The organism is Stenotrophomonas sp. YJH_SMC_32 (genome assembly GCF_059369975.1).
Genome location: NZ_JCAFTE010000001.1, coordinates 33529 through 52423 on the forward strand (window position 1 = coordinate 33529; position 18895 = coordinate 52423).

Here is an 18895-nt window from a genome sequence, read left to right on the forward strand (position 1 = left end):
GAACCCCACAGGCGAAACGCCGCCGATCGCGCCGCCATCGTCGGCTGACGGCTTTCCCCGGTGTCGGCTTTCCGACACAATCATGGCTCTTCCCGGGTTATCGTCCCGCGGACATGCACGCCTACGTCTATAAAAGCCAACTCAAGCCGGACACCTACGTCTACGTTCCCCGACGCGATGATTTCAGCGCGCTGCCCGCGCCGCTGCTCACCTCGCTGGGGACGCTCGCCTTCGTGCTGGAGGTGGTCCTGGATGCCCAGCGCCGCCTGGCGCAGGCTGACCCGGAAAAGGTCCGCAGCGAAATGAGCGAGCGCGGGTTCTACCTGCAGGTGCCGCCGTCGGTGGCCAGCCTGATGCCGCGCCACTATGACTGACGCCTCCCGTCCGCGCATTCTGTCAATTGCCCTCGCCGCGGGCGCGGTGCTGGCGCTGGGCGCCGCCGTGGGCGGCGTTCCGGGTGCGGTCCTTGCCGCACTGGCGCAGCCCGCGTTCGCGTTGGCGATATCGTGGTGGCGCCGCAGCCGCGCGCTGCTGCCGCTGAAGGTGGTCGCACGCCAGGACCTGCCGGCGCTGCTGGCATTGTGGGCAGCCGCCCCGCTGTTGCTGGCGCTGCTGCTGGCCTGGCCGCTCGCAGCGCTGCGTGACAGCGGCAGCCTGGCGGCAGTGCTTGGCCTGAGCGTACTGGTCAGTGCCGGCCTGCTGGCGGCCTGGCGCACCTGGCCATTGTGGAACGATGTCGAACGCTTGGATGGCAGCCTGGCCCAGCACTGGCAGGCGCTGGCGGGGCGCGACCTGACTGCTTGGCGTGGCCTCGGCGTGGCCGCGCTGGTCATTGCGCTGGCCGCGCTGGTGGTGCTGCCGGCCTGGCCGGGCCTGTTGCCGGAAAGCGCGCGCTGGCCCGCCGCGCTGGCGGTCGTACTGCTGTCGCCGGTGCTGCACCTGCTGCTGCAGCGGGTCGCGCCTGCGCCGCTGGTGTCGTTGCGCTCCAGCCCGTTGGTGGCGTCCAGCGCTGAACCCGAACCGATGTTCGCAGCGGCGGCCGACGCCCTGCCGCTGGAGGCGATGGCGCCGCAGGAACTGACACCGGCGCTGTATGAAGCCGCCCGCCAGGGCCGCATCGACCGGGGCCTGCAGCTGCTGCAGGCCGGTGCCGATCCGTATGCGCTGCCGGACCCGAACTGGCGTGACCAGCGCAGCCTGGCGGTGCTGGCCGCGGTGCTGCCGGACCTGCGCCTGCTGCGCGAACTGATTGCCCGCGGCGTCGATGTGAATGCGCCGCACCGGGGCATGACCCCGCTGCTGGCGGCGACCCGCGACAGCTGGCATGGCCGCCCCGAAGCGGTGATGACCCTGCTCGCCAACGGCGCCGACTCGCGTGCCACCGACAGTGATGGCAACACCCCGCTGCACCATGCCGCACGCAGTTCCGACCCGGGCGTGGCCGCGCTGCTGCGCGATGCCGCTGCCGAAGTCGATGCGCTGAACCGTGATGGCTGGTCGCCGCTGGCGGTGGCCTGCCAGGTGGGCAACTGGCGTCTGGCCCGCTTCCTGCTCGAACGCGGTGCACGCTGCGAACCGGCCGATGGCACCCCGGTGCTGCTGGCCGCCGCCGCCACCGAGGATGACGATCCGGCGGGCGTGCAGCTGCTGCTCAAGCACAAGGCACGGGCCGACGCCCGCGATCGCCAGCGCCGCAGTGCGTTGCATGAGGCGGCCCTGGCCGGCCATGTCGAGATCATCGGCGTGCTGCTCGGCGCGGGCGCCAATCTGGAGGCGCGCGATGCACTGGGGCGTACGCCGTGGCTGGAAGCGGCCCGTGCCGGTCGCGCCGCCGTGATCGAGCACCTGCTGCCGCACAAGCCGGACCTGGTCGCGGTGGACGGCGAAGGCCGCAATGCGGTGCAGCTGGCGGCGATGGCCGAGGATGTCTCGCCGCTGCTGATCAAGCGCCTGGTCGAACTGGGCATCGCGGCCGATGCCACCGATCCGGTCGGCCGCCGTGCGGTGGACTACGCCGCCGAGGCCGGCCGCTGGGCGATCGTAGCCCTGCTGGACCCGTCCTATCCGTTGCCGGCCGCGGTCAGTGATGGCCTGGCCGATCGTGGCGAAGCAGCCAGTGCCAGCGGCCTGCTGCCGGACCGTCCGCCGCTGACCCTGCTGCGCGAGGCTCTGGGCTTCGGCAACACCGACGGCATGGCGGCGCTGGCCAGGCTGTGCCAGCCGGAGGAACTGGGCGGGCTGCTGCTCGATCCGGAGTTGGCGCTGGAACCGCGTGCGGTGGACTGGCTGCTGGGCCACGGCGCCGATCCCTATGTGCGTGATGCCTGCTCCGACACGCCGATGTTCGCGCTGTTGTCGCGCGGCATCGATGCGGTGCCGGCGTTGCAGGTGATGCTGCAGCGTGGCCTGTCGCCGGCCGGCCGCGGTGGCCTGGCGCGCTTCCTTGCTGCCTGCGCACAGCACGACCAGGCCGCGCGTGGCCTGGAACAGCTGGCACTGGAACTGCTTGAGCGTGGCGCCGATCCGTTCGCCGCCTCGCCGGCGGGCGATCCGCCGCTGTCGCTGGCGGTGCGCCTGGGGTGGCTGCGGCTGCAGCAGGCCCTGCTCAAGGCCGGCGTTGATCGCGAAGCACGCGACAGCCACGGCATGACCGCACTGCACCTGGCCACCGCATTGGCCCGCGAAGGCGCGCTTAAGCTGCTGGTGCAGCATGGTGCCTCGCCGGAAGCACGTGCCGCCGACGGCCAGACACCGCTGGGCGTGGCGCTGTCGATCGGTCGCCGCGATCTGGCCGACTGGCTCGATTGGCGGGTGTGGCCGTTGCCGCGCCGCACCCTGCGCGAGGCCGATCTGCCGGCCGCCGCAATGGCCGGTGACGTCGATGCAGTGCGCCGCCTGATCGATCTGGGCTTCGCCGTCGACGCCGTCGACGCACAGGGCTGCACCGCGCTGCTGCGTGCTGCCGGTGGCGGCCACCTGGCGGTAACCGACCTGCTGCTGGCGCGCGGCGCCGATCCGCAGCACGCGGCGGCCAGTGGCGCGACGCCGCTGTCGGCGGCGGTCAGCATGCGCCAGGTGGACATCGTTTCGGCCCTGCTCGACGCTGGCGCCAAGCTGGAACACCGCCTGCCGGGTGGCGTGACGGTGCTGATGCTGGCCTCCGCGCTGGGCCTTCCGGACATCGTCGCGCGCCTGCTCACGGCGGGTGCCGACGTGCATGCCGGTGACGCGCAGCAGCTGGGTCCGCTGCACTGTGCCGCGCTGTACGGTTTCAGTGCCCGCGACCGCTCGCGCCTGCTGGCGCTGCTCGACACCCTGCTGCTGGCCGGTGCCGAACCGGACCAGGCCGCCGCTGGTTCTGTCACGCCGCTGCTGCTGCTGCTGGGCGCGCGCGCCGAGCCGGGTACCGCCTGCGACGAGCAGGTGGTGATGGCCGCAGTGGAGCGCCTGCTGGACGAGGACGTAAGCCTGGATGTACGCGACCCGCGTGGCTTCGGCCCGCTGCATCTGGCCGCGCTGCATGGCCTGCCGCTGCTGGTGCAGCGCCTGCTGCGCGCCGGCGCCGATCCTGAAGCGCGCGACAGCCTCAACCGCAGCCCGCGCGAGATCGCGGTGATGCGTGGCTTCATCGACGTGGCCGGCGAGTTCGAGCCGCGCGTGCCGGGCGTTTCCTCGATGGCGCGGTTCCTGCGCGACAACGGCTGAAAGGCCGGGGTCGGATCCCTTTCCAACGGAAAGGGCTCTGACCCTGCCCCCGCCGGAGCCACTGTGTCGACCAAGGTCGCCAGGATGCTTTCAGTAGATCCACGTCATGCGTGGATGATCATGCCCGGAAGCCAAAGCATCCACGCATGGCGTGGATCTACTTTTCGTCCCTTTCCGCGTCGGCTTCGAACAGGTGCATCAGGTCGTTGCGCGCATCACGCGAGGTCTGGATCACCGCGGCCTCGTCGTCGTACACCAGGTACTGGTCACGCAGCAGCTGCTCATCATGCTCACGGAAGCGCTGCACATGGCGTTCGGCCACGTCTGGTGCCACGCCCAGCGCCGTCAGCACGCGCCCGCTCATCTCCAGGCTGGTGCCGAACACTTCGCGGAACGGCTCGGCCGACATGTCCATCAGGCGCCACGCATGCTGGCGGTTGCGCGCTCGCGCCAGCACCTTCGCGTCCGGGTACAGCCGGCGCACCATGCGCACCGCGCGCAGGTTGGTCTCCGGGTCGTCCACGGTGATGACGAACACATCGATGTGCTCGCCACCCGCTGCACGCAGCATCTCCGGGCGGGTCGGGTCGCCGTAGTACAGCTGGTTGCCGAAGCGGCGCAGGTCGGCCACCGTGTCCGGGTTCGCCTCCAGCGCCACGAACGGCACCTTCTGTGCGGTCAGCAGGCGTGCGATCACCTGGCCGAAGCGGCCCATGCCGGCGATCAGCACCTTGGGCCGGTTGTCCGGTACCACCTTGTCGGCCTCGGCGGTCCCGCGCGGTGGAGCCTTCTCCTGGCCGAGCAGCTTGAGCAGCGCGATCATCAGCAGTGGCGTGATCGCCATCGACAGGCCGACGATCGCCACCAGCCGATCGTGATTGGCGTTGCCCAGCAGGTGCGCGCGCTGCGCTTCGTTGAACACCACGAAGGCGAACTCGCCCCCCAGCCACAGCACGCTGCCCAGCAGCAGCGACTGCCGCGGACTGAGCTTTGCAATACGGCCAATCACATACAGCAGGCTGAACTTGACCACCAGCAGGATCGCCACGCCGGCTGCGATCAGCCACGGCTCTGCGGCGATGCGGTCGAGATCGATGCCCATGCCCACCGCGATGAAGAACAGCCCCAGCAGCAGGCCCTTGAACGGCTCGATCTGCGCTTCCAGTTCGTGCCGGAACTCCGAATCGGACAGCAGCACCCCAGCCAGGAACGCGCCCAGGCTGGGGCTGAGGCCCGCTTCCTGCATGAACCAGGCAGTGCCCAGCACCACCAGCAGGGCGGTGGCGGTGAACACTTCCGGGCTGCGGGTGCGCGCGATGATGCTGAACACCTTGCGCAGCACCGGTCGCCCGCACAGGATCACCACGGCCAGCGCGCCGAGGGCCACGGCGGCGTCTTCCCAGCGCAGGGTCTCGTTCTTCGCTCCGCCCAGCAGCGGGATGGCCGCCAGCAGCGGGATCGCGATCAGGTCCTGGAACAGCAGGATGGCAAAACCCAGCCGGCCATGGTCGCTGTTGATCGCCTTGTGCTCGGACAGCAGCTGCAGGCCTACCGCGGTGGATGACAGCGCCAGCGCAACACCGACCACCAGCGCACTCTTCCACTGGAAGTGGTCGAGCAGCAGCAGGCCGCCCAGCACCAGCCCGGACATCGCCACCTGCGCCGCGCCCGCGCCGAACACCGAGCGCCGCATCACCTTCAGGCGTGCCGGCGACAGCTCCAGGCCGATCACGAACAGCAGCATCACCACGCCGATCTCGGCCGCGCCGAGGATGCGGTCGGCGTCCTGCACGAAGCCCAGCCCGTCCGGGCCCAGCACCACGCCGGCCGCCAGGTAGCCCAGCACCGCGCCGAAGCCGAACTTCTTGAACACCGGCACGGCAATGACCGCCGCCAGCAGCAGCACCAGGGCCAGTTCCAGACCGCCGCTATGCATGGGAATACCTGGTCATCGGGGAAGCCCGCAGTGCGTCCGTTCGGGTGGGGAAAGCGTGGCGAGCGCCACCCGGCCATTATGCGCGCCGGTTGGTTTATGCACGAGAACAACCGGCCGGCAGGCGCCCGGCGCAGGGATGCCGGGTTGACCTGCATGGCCCGCGGGTCCAGACTGCCCGCCGCTGGCGGCGCACCGCCGGCACGCGCATTCCGGAGTCCCCAACCCATGTCCAGCGACAGTAGAAGTCGACCTCGTTCGACGCCAGCGATGGCCACCGCCTGACATCGGGACGGTTTGCCTGCGTTGGCGTTGCGCGAGGTCGCACCCCCACAAGGCAAAACCGATGAACCAGAAGCAATTGCTGCGCCCGGTGGCCGATGCCGCCGCATTGGCCGCACCGCTGGCGAACTACAACACCGCCGATGCGGTGGAATTCCTCAACACATTGGAACTGGCCCGCGCCGCGGAAACGCTGGCCGCGCTGCCGTTGCCGCGTGCAGTGAAGATGCTGGAAGCGCCGGAGCTGCACCGCAGCGGTGAGCTGGTGGCCGCGCTGCCGCCGGCACGCGCCGCTGCCCTGCTCGGGCTGATGGCTGACGACCGCGCCACCGACATCGTCCATGAGCTGGATGAGGAAGAACGCGCGCGGCTGATCCCGCTGCTGGGCACCGACGCCCGCCAAGTCATCCAGAAGCTGCTGAGCTACCCGCCGAACACCGCCGGCGCGCTGATGACCACCGAATACGTGGCAGTGCCCGCCAGCTGGACCGTGGCGCAGACCCTGCAGCACATCCGCCAGGTCGAGCGCACGCGTGAAACGGTGTACGCGATCTACGTGCTGGAGCCGGCCACCCAGCAGTTACAGCAGGTGGTGACCATGCGCCGGCTGATCACCGGCCTGCCCGAGGAATCGATCCTGGACGTGGCCCAGGTCAATCCGCCGGTGACGGTGGACGCGCTGATGGACCAGGAAGAAGTCGCGCGTCTGATCCGCCGCCACGACCTGCTGGCGATCCCGGTGGTCGATGCGCAGCAGCAGATGCTGGGCATCGTCACCGTGGACGACGTGCTCGACGCGCTGATCGAGGAATCCACCGAGGACGCGCACAAGTTCGGCGGCATGGAAGCCTTGGACAAGCCGTACATGCAGATCGGCTTCTTCGAGATGCTGCGCAAACGCGCCGGTTGGCTGAGCGTGCTGTTCCTGGGCGAGATGCTGACCGCCAGCGCGATGCAGCACTACGAGGACGAACTGGCGCGGGCGGTGGTGCTGACCCTGTTCATTCCGCTGATCATGAGCTCGGGTGGCAACTCCGGCTCGCAGGCCACGTCGCTGCTGATCCGCAGCCTGGCGCTGCGCGAACTGCGCCTGCGCGACTGGTGGAAGGTGGCCATCCGCGAGATCCCGACCGGCATGGTGCTGGGTGCCATCCTCGGCTGCCTGGCGATCGTGCGCATCGTGATCTGGCAGCTGGGTGGCCTGCATGACTACGGCGAGCACTGGATCCTGCTGGCGATCACCATCGGCGCCGCGCTGGTCGGCATCGTCACCTTTGGTTCGCTGTCCGGCTCGATGCTGCCCTTCGTCCTGAAGCGGCTCGGCTTCGACCCGGCCAGCGCCTCGGCCCCGTTCGTGGCCACCCTGGTGGATGTGACCGGCCTGGTGATCTATTTCAGCATCGCCGCGCTGATCCTGCACGGCACGCTGCTGTAACAAAACGTGCACGCCGGGGTCGGATCCCTTCGCGCAGCGAAGGGCTCTGACCCCGGATATCCGCAGCAGGGGTCGGATCCCTTTCCTGCGAAAAGGGATCCGACCCTTCCTCCGACCCCATCGCCACGGAATTTGGGTACCGTAGGCGCATGAGTACCTACCACCTGCAGTCCGTATTCCGTCCGCAGTCGGTCGCGGTGATCGGCGGCAGCCCGCGTGAGCGTTCGGCCGGCCGCGCAGTGATGCGCAACCTGCGCGGCACCGGCTTCCCCGGCAAGGTGGCGTGGATCAACCCGCGGCACGCCGAGATCGACGGCATCCGCACGGTCAAGCGCTTGAAGGACCTGGACTGGGTGCCCGACCTGGTGGTGATCACCGCGCCGGCGGCGATCGTGCCGCAGGTGGTGCGTACAGCTGCAGAGCGTGGTGTGCAGGCGGCGATCATCCTCACCGCGCACCTGGGCGAAGGCCCGGGTTCGTTGTCCGCACAGGTAGAGGCGGTGGCGCGCAAGCATGGCCTGCGCATCCTCGGGCCGCATTGCCTGGGCGTCATCGCGCCGCACGCGCGACTCAATGCCAGCATCGCCGCGCACTTCCCGCAGGCCGGCGACCTCGCGCTGATCTCCGAATCCTCGGCCATTGCCGCCGCGCTGGTGGAGTGGGGCGTGGCGCGCTCGGTGGGCTTCTCCGCCGTGGTTTCGCTGGGCGACACGATGGACGTCGACTTCGGCGACCTGCTCGACTACTTCGCCACGGACTACCGCACCCGCGCCATCCTGCTGTATGTCGAGCAGATCAAGGACGCGCGCAAGTTCATGTCGGCCGCGCGTGCCGCCGCCCGCGCCAAGCCGGTGGTGGTGGTGAAGTCCGGTCGCGCCGAGCGCGTGCAGCCGGGCAGCCGCGATACCCATGTGCAGGCCCTGGCGCGTGCCGATGATGTGTATGGTGCGGCCTTCAATCGTGCCGGCCTGCTGCGCGTGGGTGCGCTGGACGAACTGTTCACTGCTGCCGAATCGCTGGGGCGGCTGGGAACCTTTCCCGGTCGCCGCCTGGCCATTCTCAGCAATGGCGGCGGTGTCGGCCGCCTGGCCGTGGACCAACTGATCGCGCTGCGTGGCACGCTGGCCACCCTTTCCGACAGCACGGTGGAGAAGCTCGATGCGGTGCTGCCGCAGGGCTGGTCGCGCAGCAATCCGGTGGACATCGTGGTCGACGCCGATGGTGACCGCTATGCGTCGGCCATCGAAGCACTGCTGGCCGACAACGAGAACGATGCGGTGATGGTGGTCAACGTGCCAACCGCGTTTACCTCGTCCGCCGACGCGGCGCAGGCCCTCACCCGCACGCTCGGCCTGCGCCCGCGCCATCACCGCGACAAGCCGGTGTTCGCGGTGTGGCTGGGCAACGACGACCAGGCCACCGCCACGCTCAACGCAGCACGAGTGCCGACCTATCCGACCGAGGCCGAAGCAGTACGGGGCTTCCAGCACCTGGTGCGCTACCGCGAGGCACAGAACGCGTTGATGGAAACGCCGCCCAGCCTGCCGCAGGACTTCAGCGTCGACACGGCCACCGCGCGCGCACTGGTCGATGCCGCGCTGGCCAACGGCCAGCAGTGGCTGGACCCGCTGGCCACGCACGAGCTGCTCAAGGCCTACGGCATCCCGTCCGCGCCGGTGATGCATGCGCGCGATGCGCATGAGGCGATGGACCTGGCGCAGCCACTGCTGGAACGCGGTGCGTCCGTAGCGCTGAAGATCCTGTCGCCGGACATTCCGCACAAGTCCGAAGTGGACGGCGTGCGCCTGAATCTGTCCACGCTGCCGGCGGTGCAGAGCGCGGCCAACGCGATCCTGTCGCGTGCGCGCCAGCTGCGGCCGGATGCGCGCATCGATGGCCTGCTGGTACAGCCGACCATCGTCCGCCCGAAGGCGCGCGAACTGATTGTCGGCATCGCCGATGACGCGACGTTCGGCCCGGTGATCGTGGTCGGACGTGGCGGAACCGCCGTCGAAGTGATCAACGACAAGGCGCTGGCCCTGCCGCCGCTGGACCTGCGCCTGGCCCACGAGCTGATCGGCCAGACCCGCGCTTCGCGCATCCTCAAGGCCTACGGCGATGTGCCCGCCGCCGACGAGCGCGCACTGGCGCTGGCACTGGTCAAGCTGGCACAGCTGGCCGCCGACATTCCCGAAGTGCGTACGCTGGACATCAACCCGCTGCTGGTCGACGGCAAGGGCATCCTCGCCCTCGACGCGCGCGTGGCAGTGGCACCGTCGCGCATCCTGCACAAGGGCCGCGGGCATCCGCGCTTCTCGGTGTTCCCGTATCCGAAGGAGTGGGAGCGCACCATCGAACTGTCCGATGGCGGCCGCGCGTTCGTCCGCCCGGTGCGACCGGAAGACGATGCGCTGTTCCGCGCGTTCTTCGCCCGCGTCAGCGACGAAGACCTGCGCCTGCGCTTCTTCCAGTCGGTGAAGCACTTCAGCCACGAATTCATCGCGCGCCTGACCCAGCTCGACTACGCGCGCTCGATCGCGCTGGTAGCGATCGAACCGCGCAGCGGCGAGATGCTGGGCGCAGTGCGCCTGCACGCCGATGCCGATTACCACCGTGGCGAGTACGGCATCCTGATCCGCTCGGACCTGAAGGGCCACGGCATCGGCTGGCGGCTGATGGCGATCATGATCGAGTACGCGAAGTGGCTGGGCCTGGACGTGGTCGAAGGCCAGGTGCTGCGCGAAAACAGCACCATGCTGGCGATGTGCCAGAGCCTGGGATTCAAGACCAGGCTGGACCCGGACGACCCGACGGTGATGATGGTGACCTTGCCGGTGCAGCAGGTCGAGGTGCCCGACGTGCCGCCGGTGGCGTAATCCCTGTAGAGCCGAGCCTACGCTCGGCTGCTTTTGCGTACGCTTGGCGGCTGCATCACCGCACCGGCTCTACCACCACCGCCGTGCCATAGCACAGCACTTCGGTCAGCCCGGTCATCACATCGGTGGCGTCGTAGCGCATGCCGATGATCGCGTTGGCACCCAGCTGCCGCGCGTGCTTGACCATGTCGCGGTAGGTTTCCTCGCGAGCCTGTTCGCACAGCTCGGTGTAGATGGTGATGTTGCCACCGAAGAGCGTCTGGATACCGCCCAGGAAGTTGCCGACGATCGAACGCGAGCGCACGGTGATGCCGCGCACCACGCCGAGGTTGCGCACGACGCGATGGCCGGGCAGCTCGAAGGCGGTGGTGACCAGCGCATCGTCGAAGCGCAGCGCGGGTGGGGTGGGGGTGCCGCTGTTGTAGGGGTCTGCCATGGTCGCGTCCGTGTCGCTGCCTTCTGTAGAATCGAGCCATGCTCGACAGGCTGTGCTGCAGTCGAGCATGGCGCGACTCTACAACGCAATCGCCCGTTGCGGCATGGTTCCGTCACCGTGCTGGCGCGACAATATCCCCATGACCGACCGTATCCCCCTGTTGCTGCTGCCCGGCCTGCTCAACGATGCCGAGCTGTGGCGCGCGCAGCTGGCCGACCTGGCCGATATCGCCGACTGCACCGTGGGCGACCAGACCCGTGGCGAGACCCTGCAGGCGGTGGCCGAAGACGTGCTGGCGCAGGCACCGGAGCGCTTTGCGCTGGCCGGGTTCTCGCTGGGCGGCTTCGTGGCCCAGCAGATCCTGCGCATCGCGCCGGAGCGGGTGCTGCAGCTGGCGCTGATTGACACCTCGATCCACGCCGACTCGCCGGAGCGCGCCGAGCAGCGCCGCAGCCAGCGCGCCAGCGTGCGCCTGCCGGGGAAGTTCCACGGCTTCGGCGATGTGCTGATGCGCAGCTACATCGACGCCTCGCGTCTGGACGACTACGTGCTGGTGCAGCGCGTGCGCGACATGACCACCCGCCTGGGCGCGGAGGTGTTCCTGCGCCAGAGCGCACTGGAGCGCAGTGACGGCCATGATGTGCTGGCCGGTTACCGTGATCCGCTGTTGATCGTGTGTGGCGCCAACGACCGCATTACGCCACTCGCGGTGAGCGAGGAAATGCACGCGATGGTGCCGCACTCGCAGCTGGTGGTGGTGCCCGATTGCGGGCACCTGGCGCCGATGGAGAAACCGGACGAGGTCAGTGCGGCAATGCGTGGGTGGTTGTTGCAGGGCAGGGGATGATCCCCGCGTTCTGGTAGGTGCCGACCTTGGTCGGCACGGTGTTTCATCGATCGGTCAGACGTCTGCGCCGACCAGGGTCGGCGTCTACCAGAGCAGTTGCGCGCCGTCGTTGGAATCAATCCCAGGCCGGGGCGATGCCTTCCGGGTTGGCAAGGCGATGGCCGCGGTCGAGCTTGGCGATCTGTGCCATGTCTTCGTCGGTCAGGCGGATCGCTGCTGCCTCCAGGTTGCTGGCCAGGTTCTCGCGCTTGGTCGAGGACGGAATGACCGAGAAGCCCTGCTGCAGCGCCCAGGCCAGCGCGATCTGCGCCGGCGTGGCCTGGTGGCGGCCGGCAATGGCCTGGATCACCGGGTCCTTGATTACCTCGCCATAGGCCAGGCTCATGTAGGCGGTGATGTGGATGCCGTTGTCCTGCAGGAATTTCACCAGCAGGCGGTTCTGCAGGTACGGGTGGATCTCGATCTGGTTGGTGGCGATGGCGCCGGCACCCAGGATGCCGATCGCCTTGCGGGTCTGCGCGATGGTGAAGTTGGAGATGCCGATCTCCTTCGTCAGGCCCTGTGCCTTGGCCTCGGCCAGTGCGGTCAGGTACTCCTCCATCGGCACGTCGACCTTGCCGTTCGGCGACGGCCAGTGGATCAGTGTCAGGTCGACATGATCGGTGCGCAGCTTTTCCAGGCTGGTACGCAGGCTGGCCAGCAGCGCTTCGCGCTTGAACGCGGTGATCCAGACCTTGGTGGTCAGGTAGATCTCATCGCGCGGCACGCCGGAATCGGCGATGGCCTGGCCGACTTCGGCTTCGTTGCCGTAGATCTGCGCGGTATCGATGGCGCGGTAGCCGGCATCCAGCGCGTTGCGCACGGAATCGATCACGGTCTGGTCTTTGAGGCGGAAAGTGCCAAGACCGAAGGCGGGGACTGTCATGAGGGGCTCCAGCAGGGGGGAGGGAGACGGGAATATCCACGAAAGGGTAGGCCAGCGCCCGTGTGCATGCCGGCAACGGTGCATTGCACCACCGTGTACGACCACGAGGCCGCTGCGGGCCGCGGTGTGTGCGGACCGGTTTGTGGGTGCGGACCATTGGTCCGCACGGATTCCTGCCATCGCCCGACCAACGGCCGGGCGCCACCCGTGCGGCGGTGGATGCTGCCGGCCGCTGGCCGGCAACCGGATCACTCAGGCCGCGCGCGCCAACGCGTCCTTCGCTGTCGCCGTGGCCGACAGGTCGAACACATCCACCGCATCGATCAACCGGTTCGCCTGCTGTTCCAGGCTGCGCGCCGCGGCGCTGGCTTCTTCCACCAGCGCGGCGTTCTGCTGGGTGGTGCCGTCCATCTGGATCACCGTCTGGCTGACCTGTTCGATGCCTGCGCTCTGCTCCTGCGACGCCGCGGAGATCTCGGCCATGATGTCGGTCACGCGCTGCACCGAGGCGACGATCTCGGCCATGGTGTCACCGGCCTCGCGCACGCGCTGCGCACCCTCACCGACCTGTTCCACCGACGCCTCGATCAGCGATTTGATCTCCTTTGCCGCCGCCGCAGAGCGCTGCGCCAGGGTGCGCACTTCGCTGGCGACAACCGCGAATCCGCGGCCCTGCTCACCGGCGCGTGCCGCTTCCACCGCAGCGTTCAGCGCCAGGATGTTGGTCTGGAAGGCGATGCCATCGATCACGCTGATGATCTCGGCGATCTGCCGCGACGACGTTTCGATCGCACCCATGGTCGCCACCACCTGCCCGACCACGCTGCCACCGTGTGAGGCGACACTCTGTGCACCGATCGCCAGTTGGTTGGCCTGGCGCGCGTGCTCGGCATTCTGGCGCACGGTGGAGGTCAGCTCTTCCATGGATGCCGCGGTCTCTTCCAGATTGGCGGCCTGCTGTTCGGTGCGGCGCGACAGATCATTGTTGCCGGCGGCAATCTCTGCGGCAGCGGTATGGATGTTGCCGGAGGCATGCTTGATGTCGGTGACGATGGTTGCCAGCTGCGCGGCAGTGGTGTTGGCATCGCCGGCGATGCGCGCGAACACGCCCTGGAAATCGCCGTGCATGCGCGCGCCGAGGCGGCCGCCGGCGATGGCACGCAGCATGCTGGAGACCTCGCCCAGGTTCAGCTCGGTAGTCTGCATCAGGCGGTTGAGGCCCTCGACCATCGCATGGAAATCATGCTCGAAGCGCGCACTGTCGCCGCGCTGGCTGAAGTCACCGGCGGCCGCCGCTTCGGCCAGGCGGCGGATTTCGCCGTTGATCGCACCGAGGTTGTGCTTGACCGCATCCAGCGCTTCGGTGATCACTGCCTTCTCGCCGGGCAGGCGTTCCATGTCCTGGCTGAGGTCGCCGACGGCGTAGCGGCCCATGATCGAGATCGCGCGCATCTTCACCCGGATGTGTGCGTCGACCAGCGTGTTGCAGTCGGCCACCATGGTGCCGAACGCGCCGGGGAAGGCAGCGGCGTCCATGCGATGGCTGATGGTGCCGGCCTCGTGCGCCTGGGCCATCGCGGCCTGCGCATCCAGCACGCCGCGCAGCGTGGACTGCAACGCCTGCATCGCCTGGGCGAGGCGTCCGATCTCGTCGCGGCTGCGCACCTGCACCACGTGCTGCAGATCGCCGGCAGCCACTGCGCGTGCAGCGGCTTCCACCGCCAGTACCGGCTGCACCACGGCGCGCCGCAGCCACCAGGCCAGGCCGATCAGCAACAGCACCGCGGCCAGCACCGTCAGTGACGCGCACAGCAGCAGGGTCTGCCGCGCCTGCTGCGCACGTGCCGCCAGCGCCGCTTCGGCCACCTGCGTGGCATGCGCGCTCAGTGCATCCAGAGCGGTCGCCACCGCGCGATCCTTGCCGCGCACCAGGTTGTCGCCGGCGGCCGGATCGTAGCCGGCCGCGGCAAATGCCTGCAGCGCCGCGTGATAGTCCTGCTGCAGCTGCGCGTGCAGGCCAACGAACGCCTGCGCCAGTTCACGCGTGCGCGCGTCCGGGCTGGTCACCAGGCCCTTGGCCAGCCGTTCGACCAGGCGGCCTTCGTTGTCGAAAGCGTCCAGGTGGCGCTGACGCAACGCGTCGTCGTGGCCGCGGAGCAGCACGTTCTTCCATTCCTGCACCTGGCCGCGGAACTCACGCTGCAGGCGTTCGGCGTCGCGGCTGTGCGTGACTTCGGGCGGAACCTCGGTGGACAACTTGAACCAGGCGGAGGCCAGGCCGGCCAGCGCGCACAGCAGGACCACGGCCAAGCCAACAGACACCGCGCCGAGCAGCTTGGACTGCAGGCGCGGAGCACGGACAGACGCATTCATGGGGAAGCACTCTCGGGAAGGGGCATTGCGGTATCGACCCGCCAAGCTCCCGCTGAAGTGCGACGTAAAGCACATTAGCGTTTCGTTTAGTGATGTGAAGGAACTGTTTCATAGGACAAATGTGTCCGTATGGAACAAATGTGGACCCTGGACAGGGGATATAAATGTAACTAATGTAGTTACATGAAATCCGCGAACCCGCTCTCTGACGCTCTGCACGTGATGGCGCACCTGGTCGGCCAGGATGGCCCGCGCACCTCCGAGCAGCTGGCGTCCTGCCTGCCGACCCATCCGGTGGTGATCCGCCGCCTGCTGGCGCAGCTGCACAGGGCGGGCCTGGTTCGCAGCGCCCGTGGCCATGGCGGTGGCAGCCACCTGGCCCGTGATGCTGCAGCGATCACCCTGCATGACATCTATCTGGCCGTGGGCGCACCACCGCTGGTGCAGGTCGGCGCCCGCGATTCCGGCGGCGGCTGCCCGATCCAGCAGCTGGTCAACAGCGCTTTGCTGGAGGGTGCACGCGAAGCACAGCGCCTGCTCGAACAGCGCCTGCGGGCGACCACACTGGACAAGCTCGGCGCCGACTTCGCCCGCCACCTCGCCCATCACCGCTCCCTGGAAGGTCACCATGAATCCTGATGTGCTCATCGTCGGCGGCAGTTATGCCGGCATTGCTGCGGGCCTGATCCTGGCCCGTGCCCGCCGCCCGGTCACCGTCATCGACGCCGGTTTGCCGCGCAATCGTTTCGCCAGCCATTCGCACGGGGTGCTGGGGCTGGATGGCATCAGCGGTGCCGAGCTGCTGAAGGCCGCGCGCCAGCAGCTGCTGGACTACCCCAGCGTGCGCTGGGTGCATGCCGAGGCAGTGCAGGCCACCGCCGGCGCAGAGGGTGTGGAAGTGCGAACCGCCGATGGGCAGGTGCTCGCCGCGCGCAAGCTGCTGCTGGCAAGCGGTATCGCCGACCAGCTGCCGGAGCTGCCCGGGCTGGCCGAGCGCTGGGGCAGCACCGTGCTGCACTGCCCCTATTGCCACGGTTACGAAGTGGGCGGTGGCGCCATCGGGCTGCTTGGTGGGCATCCGATGTCCGCCAGCAAGGCGCCGCTCTTTGCCGACTGGGGCAATGTCACCTTCTTCAGCCAGGGCCTGCCGATCACCGATGAGGAACGGGCTGCCATGCAGCAGCGTGGCGTGCGGATCGAGACGTCGCCGGTGCTGGGCGTGCAGGGCGACCAGCCGACCTGGCTGGAAGTGGAGCTGGCCGATGGCCGCCGCATCGCCCAGCGTGCGCTGTTCGTGCCGGCCACCCAGGCGATGGCCACGCCGCTGGTGCAGCAGCTCGGCTGCGTGCTGGCCGAGAGCCCGTTGGGCGTGCTGATCGAGGTCGATGCGATGAAGCAGACCTCGGTGCCGAACGTGTATGCCGCAGGCGATGCGACCACGGTCGGCAACATCACGTTGGCCGCTGCCGAGGGCGTGCGGGCAGGTATCGGCGTGCACCACGCGCTGGTGGCCGAGGACAGCATGCCGCGCTGAATGTCCCGGGGTCAGATCCCTTTCGCAGAAAGGGATCTGACCCCCGACGCGACGTGCTGCTCTGGTAGCGGCCGACCTTGGCCGGCACCGCTCCATTACCCCTTCACGCACAACACCTGGCGCAGCGTGTGCACCACGTCGACCAGGTCCAACTGCGCGGCCATCACATCGTCGATCGACTTGTACGCGGCCGGTGACTCGTCCAGCACGCCGCTGTCCTTGCGGCATTCCACATGCGCGGTGGCCTCGCGATGCTGGGCCAGCGTGATCTGCTGGCGCGCGGCGCCACGGCTCATCACCCGGCCGGCACCGTGGCTGCAGCTGTTGAAGCTGTCCGCGTTGCCCTTGCCACGCACGATGTAACTGCGCGTGCCCATGCTGCCGGGAATGATGCCCAGCTCACCCTCGCGGGCACTGACGGCCCCCTTGCGCGTCACCAGCAGCTCCTGTCCGTGGTGCGTTTCCTTCTGCACGTAGTTGTGGTGGCAGTTCACTGCCATCGCCGCCAGCTGGAACTTCGGCAACCGGTGGCGCATCTCGGCCAGCACGCGCGACATCATCGCCTCGCGGTTCTGCCGGGCGTAGTCCTGTGCCCACGACACGGCTTCGACGTAGTCATCGAAAAGCGGCTCGCCTTCCATGAAGAACGCCAGGTCCTTGTCCGGCAGGTGGAAGCCCAGCACGCGCCGGGCCAGTTCCTCGCGCGCCTTCTCGATGAAGTAGGTACCGATCAGGTTGCCGGTACCGCGCGACCCGCTGTGCAGCATCACCCACACCGTATCCGTCTCGTCCAGGCACAGTTCGATGAAGTGGTTGCCGCCACCCAGCGTACCGAGCTGGCGGTCGAGCTTGTCGGTGCGGATCCTGCGGTGCCTGTCCTTGATCTTCTCCAGGCCGGCGGCCAGCCCGGACTGCACCAGCCGGGTGTGGATGCTGTCGGGCATGCGCTGATGCTCGCCGCCGCGCCCGTTGCCGACCGGGATGCTGCGCTCGATGCTGTTGCGCAGCTGCCGCAGGTCATCGGGCAGGTCGTTGGCGCGCAGCGTGGTGCGCACGGCCGCCATGCCGCAGCCGATGTCGACGCCGACCGCCGCCGGGATGATTGCACCGCGGGTCGGGATCACCGAGCCGACGGTCGCGCCCTTGCCCAGGTGCACGTCCGGCATCACCGCCACCCACGGCCCGACGAACGGGATCGCGGCGATGTTGCGCAGCTGCTCATGCGCCTGCGCCTCCAGTGGCACGCCGTTGACCCAGCCCTTGATCGGCGTGCTGCCCTCGGCATGCAGCCATTGATAATTGTATTGAGTGTCCATGTCTTCGTGTATGTCCTTGATGGGCCGGCGGCGCGTCCCTGCGCCACCGCGAGCCCCTACCTGATCGTCACCAGCTGCTTCAGCACGCCGTCCAGGCCGCCGAACACGGTGAGCTTGTCGATCTTCTCGGTGACCTTCTCCAGCGCCTCCAGCTCCTTCAGGCGCATCAACACCGGGTTGTCCTCGATCAGCTTTGCGGTGTTGAGCTGCGAACGGGTGGCATTGGCCTCCTCGCGGCGGCGGATCACGCTGGCCTGGGCCTGCTTCTCGGCCAGCACCACGCCGTTGAGAATCTCCTTCATCTCGCCCGGCAGGATCACGTCCTTGATGCCCACGCCAAGCAGACGTACACCGTGGCCCTCGATCGCGGCCTGCACATGGGCGGCGATCTCACCGTCCAGTGCCGCCTTGTCACCCAGCAGCTCGTCCAGGCTGCGCGCGGCAATCGCCTGGCGCAGGCCGAACTGCAGCTGACGATAGATGAACTCATCAGCATTGCTGAGCGAGCGGTGTGCGCGCACCGGGTCGACCACCTGCACGGTCGCGGCCAGGTTCACCCGCAGGGTCACCTTGTCGCGGCTGAGCAGCTCCTGGCCGGATACGTCCAGCGACCGCGCACGCAGCTCCACACGCTCCACCGACACGTTGCCGTTGAAGTTCCAGAACGCGTGCAGGCCGGCGTCCAGGGTCTGCCGCAGCGTGCCATCGATGAACAGCAGGCCCACCGACTCGCTCGGCACGGTGCTGATCACCGCCACACGCGGCAGCACGCCCAGCTGGCCCAGCCGCTGCTGCACGTCCGCCGGGACGCGCGGCTCGTCACCCAGTGCCATCACGCGCACCTGGGTGTCGACAGAACCGCGCCAGTACAGGCGGCGGCTGCCCGGCGGCAGCACTTCATCGATGCGGCCGTTGCGCAGCAACAGGCCGACCTCGCTGGCGCCGACGTTGGCCAGCACGAAGTGCGTGTCCAACCGCGCGCCCAGTGCCTCGATCAGGCTGTCCTGGTCGCTGCCGGTGTAGGCCGTGCCCTTCGATGCAGTGTGGATGTCCACGTGCGGGCGGCCGCCGAACGGCGACAGGCGGTGCACGCCGGGCAGCAGGATCTGCTGGAAACGACGGTTGCGATACACCAGGCCGCGCTCGCCGTCGCCGATCACGACCTTGATGGTCCAGAACATGGGAGTCTCTCCTTGTATGGCTCTGGTGGTTCGACCCGTTGCAGATGAATCG

The 18895-nt window shown here is 68.5% G+C and carries 13 protein-coding genes; 7 read left to right on the top strand and 6 right to left on the bottom strand.

What is annotated here, in order from left to right; genetic code table 11:
* The first annotated feature begins 113 nt into the window (after positions 1 to 113).
* Both AC5P7S_RS00180 and AC5P7S_RS00185 read left to right on the top strand, forming a co-directional pair.
* Positions 114 to 374 (top strand): YcgL domain-containing protein, encoded by a 261-nt coding sequence (locus AC5P7S_RS00180; RefSeq protein ID WP_065177845.1) that lies wholly within the window; start codon positions 114 to 116, stop codon positions 372 to 374.
* The gene (locus AC5P7S_RS00185; RefSeq protein ID WP_095378245.1) at positions 367 to 3705 is read left to right on the top strand and encodes an ankyrin repeat domain-containing protein; all 3339 of its coding nucleotides are present in this window, start codon (positions 367 to 369) and stop codon (positions 3703 to 3705) included. Before AC5P7S_RS00180 ends, AC5P7S_RS00185 begins: the two co-directional genes overlap by 8 nt.
* A gap of 157 nt (positions 3706 to 3862) precedes the next feature.
* On the opposite strand, the gene AC5P7S_RS00190 is transcribed toward AC5P7S_RS00185, so the two are convergent.
* Positions 3863 to 5641, bottom strand: a complete 1779-nt coding sequence (locus tag AC5P7S_RS00190; RefSeq protein WP_095378244.1) for a monovalent cation:proton antiporter-2 (CPA2) family protein — start codon at positions 5639 to 5641, stop codon at positions 3863 to 3865.
* A 343-nt stretch (positions 5642 to 5984) separates the two neighbouring features.
* On the opposite strand from AC5P7S_RS00190, the gene mgtE reads away from it, so the two are divergent.
* The gene (gene mgtE / locus AC5P7S_RS00195; RefSeq protein ID WP_095378243.1) at positions 5985 to 7355 is read left to right on the top strand and encodes a magnesium transporter; all 1371 of its coding nucleotides are present in this window, start codon (positions 5985 to 5987) and stop codon (positions 7353 to 7355) included.
* Positions 7356 to 7504: 149 nt separating this feature from the next.
* Positions 7505 to 10231, top strand: a complete 2727-nt coding sequence (locus AC5P7S_RS00200) for a bifunctional acetate--CoA ligase family protein/GNAT family N-acetyltransferase (RefSeq protein WP_005420272.1) — start codon at positions 7505 to 7507, stop codon at positions 10229 to 10231.
* Between the two features lie 55 nt (positions 10232 to 10286).
* Here AC5P7S_RS00200 and AC5P7S_RS00205 read toward each other — a convergent pair whose 3' ends face one another.
* On the bottom strand, positions 10287 to 10667 hold the full coding sequence (locus AC5P7S_RS00205; RefSeq protein WP_005420270.1) for a YbjQ family protein: 381 nt from the start codon (positions 10665 to 10667) through the stop codon (positions 10287 to 10289).
* Positions 10668 to 10806: 139 nt separating this feature from the next.
* Between AC5P7S_RS00205 and AC5P7S_RS00210 the strand changes: the two genes are divergently transcribed.
* Positions 10807 to 11514: an alpha/beta fold hydrolase gene (locus AC5P7S_RS00210; protein ID WP_065177848.1), complete on the top strand. Its 708-nt coding sequence runs from the start codon at positions 10807 to 10809 to the stop codon at positions 11512 to 11514.
* Between the two features lie 115 nt (positions 11515 to 11629).
* Here AC5P7S_RS00210 and dkgB read toward each other — a convergent pair whose 3' ends face one another.
* The gene (gene dkgB / locus AC5P7S_RS00215) at positions 11630 to 12439 is read right to left on the bottom strand and encodes a 2,5-didehydrogluconate reductase DkgB (protein ID WP_095378242.1); all 810 of its coding nucleotides are present in this window, start codon (positions 12437 to 12439) and stop codon (positions 11630 to 11632) included.
* A 252-nt stretch (positions 12440 to 12691) separates the two neighbouring features.
* Entirely contained in the window at positions 12692 to 14812 is a 2121-nt protein-coding gene (locus AC5P7S_RS00220; protein WP_005420264.1) for a methyl-accepting chemotaxis protein, read from the bottom strand.
* 183 nt (positions 14813 to 14995) lie between these two features.
* On the opposite strand from AC5P7S_RS00220, the gene AC5P7S_RS00225 reads away from it, so the two are divergent.
* Together AC5P7S_RS00225 and AC5P7S_RS00230 are read left to right on the top strand one after the other, a co-directional pair.
* On the top strand, positions 14996 to 15451 hold the full coding sequence (locus tag AC5P7S_RS00225; protein WP_095378241.1) for an Rrf2 family transcriptional regulator: 456 nt from the start codon (positions 14996 to 14998) through the stop codon (positions 15449 to 15451).
* Positions 15441 to 16346, top strand: coding sequence for an NAD(P)/FAD-dependent oxidoreductase (locus tag AC5P7S_RS00230; RefSeq protein ID WP_005420261.1), 906 nt, complete (start codon positions 15441 to 15443; stop codon positions 16344 to 16346). Before AC5P7S_RS00225 ends, AC5P7S_RS00230 begins: the two co-directional genes overlap by 11 nt.
* A 95-nt stretch (positions 16347 to 16441) precedes the next feature.
* Here AC5P7S_RS00230 and AC5P7S_RS00235 read toward each other — a convergent pair whose 3' ends face one another.
* On the bottom strand, positions 16442 to 17662 hold the full coding sequence (locus AC5P7S_RS00235) for an RtcB family protein (protein ID WP_095378240.1): 1221 nt from the start codon (positions 17660 to 17662) through the stop codon (positions 16442 to 16444).
* 56 nt (positions 17663 to 17718) lie between these two features.
* A complete protein-coding gene (locus tag AC5P7S_RS00240; RefSeq protein ID WP_095378239.1) occupies positions 17719 to 18843 on the bottom strand; it encodes a slipin family protein in 1125 nt (374 codons plus the stop codon).
* Positions 18844 to 18895 lie beyond the last annotated feature (52 nt).